Consider the following 3,176-nt stretch of genomic DNA (forward strand, 5'->3'; position numbering starts at 1 on the left):
CCCTCAACCCGGACCATCCCAGCTCGCACGGGCCGGCATCCGAAACCCTTCACACAACCAGACATTGAGGCTTTCCCAAGAAGCGGACGTTCGCTTTATTACCCATCGCGCAGGGTGTTGAGCGGCAGGGTTGCGTCGATAGCCAACGCGGCAATCAAGCGTGCGGCGGTGAAGGAGATCACCGTTGCAATGGGCTCGACGTCCTCCGCAACACCTCGCGCCTTGTCTTCAGCTGACCAATCTCGACGGCGCCCCGCACCCGTGAATACTGGGAAAGAGGAACTGGGACACTGCAGACGATTATTTTAGAATCAAACATAGAATTTGAACGGCTGGCGCTCCTCGCCTCTCGCTGATCCCATGGTCAGAACGTCCCCAACCATTCGAGCAAAGCGAACCGTGACAGGTAGGCCATCGTTGAAGTTGCAGGTGTTGTAGTTGATTTTGGTGAGGCCCATGATGTCGCGGAGCACCGTTCGAATGTCGGGCTTGGCGTTTTTGGAGCGCATTACGGTGATGTGAAGCGGGTTCGGTGTCTCCGGACCAATGTAGGTGTCGAGCTGTGGCACATATCCCGTTGTCCAGAGGTAGGCTGTCTGGTGGTCGAGCAACAGAGCGGTTCCGCGGAGCACCGGATAGTCGCCGTCGCGAAATAGCTTCGTCTCGCCGCCGGTGGAACGGATGCGCACGCCAACAATGTTGGTCTCTGGTGGCGCCACCTCGACGAAAGCACCCCACTCCTCATCGTTGAAATAGGTCTGGCCGTGGATAAACAGCTCCTTGGGTGGCCCGCCGTGCTCCTCGGCATAGGTCCTGAGGACAAGTGCTAGCAAATTCTTTGCGGCAGGCGCCTTTAGATGAAACTCGAAGTCACCAGTCTTCCACGGACCGTTGGCCCCGCGGAAGACGACGCCGTCTCCCTCGTTCAGAAACATCTGTGCTGCGCAGCAGGCGTGTCCGTCGGGGTCGTTTGGAAGACTTTTGTAGACCATGCCGATGTAGCAAACACCCGGCCGCACCTCCGCTAGCCGCCACGGTGGCTTCGGCTGCGTCTTATAGTAAAGACCGGTCGCGAGATTCCATGCGACTGTCGCGGCGTCCTGGGTTCTCCGAACTGGATAGTTGGCCTTGTTGAGAAAGGCGTCGGGCGCAAGCGTTGTCTCGCGCACCAGCTGCGTGGGCGCGATCTTCAGGAATTCGGCTTTTATCCTGCGGTGGAAGTCTGGGACGTCTTCAAAGATAACTTCGCCGGATTGATCGATGGCACCCATAGCTGAAAGAAGCGGAAGATGCTCTTTCGCCTTTTGGCGCTTTTTGAAATCGCCCTTTTCCATCGCCAAACCCGTTCTCTTGGATTGGGGCCGGCAACGCTCGTAGACGATGTCTGGCAGGACAAGGACCCAGATGTCGACCGATCGCTCGTCGTTGCGCCGATGCTGCTCGACACGATCGATGTAGAGCCGTGCTACCTTGTCGACGGCTTCGTTGAGGTTGAAGATCCTCGTTGCGTGATCGATGTCTTTCAACTGGATTGAAAGCGCGCTGCACTCGTCTGGATCGAAGGAGATTCCGAATGCCTCCTCTAGGCCTGGGAAGTTCGCCAAATGTAGCCGGTCGGCCTTCTCGCCCTTTCCGGGCGGTGGTACCGCGATGACGGATTTCAGCTTCCGGGCCCACAAACGAAAGTGTGCAATGCCGTCGGTCGTGCCGACTACGCCGACCCTGATCTCACGGCACTTCTTCGCTTTGGCATGGGGCCCGTACAGGAATAAGCCGTCCTTCGGATGCGGACTGCGTTGCGCGTAGGCGAACTCCAACGGTGGTTCGTTGAGGTGCTCAACTTGAAGCGATTTCTCTGCAAACCTCATTCGGCTGCCTCATCATCGCTATCCGGTCGACCTAGCGTGCTGATATCGGTCTCTTCCTCATCGGCATCGAGGACGTCGGGAAGTGCGGTGCTCACCGGGGAGGTGAACAGCATCGGAGCGGCTTCGATCACGAGCTCAGCGTTCGTCGCAAGCGCAAGGCGGATGTTCGCGCTTTCGCCAGAGAGAAGTTCCAAGAAGGCCAAGATGCGCCCATGCCACTGCTTGTTGCGCCAGCCCTTGCAGATGGTTCGGCGTAGCCGATGCATTTTTTTGGCGTCGTTGATATCGAGACCCGTCGGGGTGTTGTTGTCGACGGAGAACAGAACACGAGCCTTGAGTTTCAAATGCCAGAACGGCCAGAAGTAGGGCATCGCAGTCACTCCGAACTGCCAAATGTGACCCTTCGCTACGTTGCGCAGCATCGAAGACCGCCGGGCTCCCTGTCTGCCCCACGGAATGCGTTGACCGGTCGGCGCCTGTGTTGACGATGCGTGGAAACCAACCGCGCCAGAATAGTGATACTCGACGAAGCCCTTTTCCCGACAAAACAAGAGCCAAGCCTTCTTGATCATTGCGATCACCAGGTTGGAAGCGACTTGACGTTCGATGCCGAGCGTCGGGAAGCCATTGTCGATGAAATCCAGCAATGGAATTTCGTGCTTCAGCTTGAAGCGGCCGGCGGAGGCGAATGCGGCATCGATCTCTGACTGATCCGCGAATGTGATGAAGCCGGAACTTTGAAGCGCGCACGGATAGCGGAACTCTTCAATTGCTCGATCCAGCGATCTGCTTTCGACCACGCCGGTGCTCTCGAAATACCGAATGGCATCCGGCGCTTCCGCGGCGCGCAACCAGTTCGACGTCAGTCGTTCTGGCTCCTCGACAAGCGGAATCGCTCCGCGCCGTCGGAAGACCTCCCAGTTTGGATCGATCACCGCAGCGCGTGCGGTTCGCGGCACTTTCTGCTTCTGCAGAGCATCAAGGAGCAGACCGACTCCCTCTCCCCAACCACGGACGAAGTCGACCGGGACGGCGTCGCCGAGACCCTTGACCTTCTTCCCCTGTTCGAGCCGCAGCGGAATGATGAAGCGTGGATCGCCGATCTCTTTCGCCACCTCTAACGCGACGTCGAGGTCGTCCTGGACATGCTGGTCGGCGAGCGTTGCGTCACGCCAGACGAGGAGGACTTTCGCCGCGCGATACTGGAGTGCCTGATTGACCTGCCGCCGCCATCGCTCCCCTGGGTGCAGTGTCTGTGTTTCGGCGTGCAAGTTTGACCCCATGAGGCGGGGGATCGGCGTCCAACTT

At 58.5% G+C, this 3,176-nt stretch carries 2 protein-coding genes; both read right to left on the minus strand.

What is annotated here, in order from left to right:
• Positions 1–311 precede the first annotated feature (311 nt).
• Positions 312–1,868, minus strand: coding sequence for an argonaute/piwi family protein (locus ACODTJ_RS28960; RefSeq protein WP_488851668.1), 1,557 nt, complete (start codon positions 1,866–1,868; stop codon positions 312–314).
• On the minus strand, positions 1,865–3,176 hold a 1,312-nt coding region (locus ACODTJ_RS28965), incomplete at its 5' end, for a toll/interleukin-1 receptor domain-containing protein (RefSeq protein ID WP_488851670.1). The genes ACODTJ_RS28960 and ACODTJ_RS28965, both read right to left, overlap by 4 nt.

It is taken from the genome of Allobosea sp. FG18, assembly GCF_057809495.1.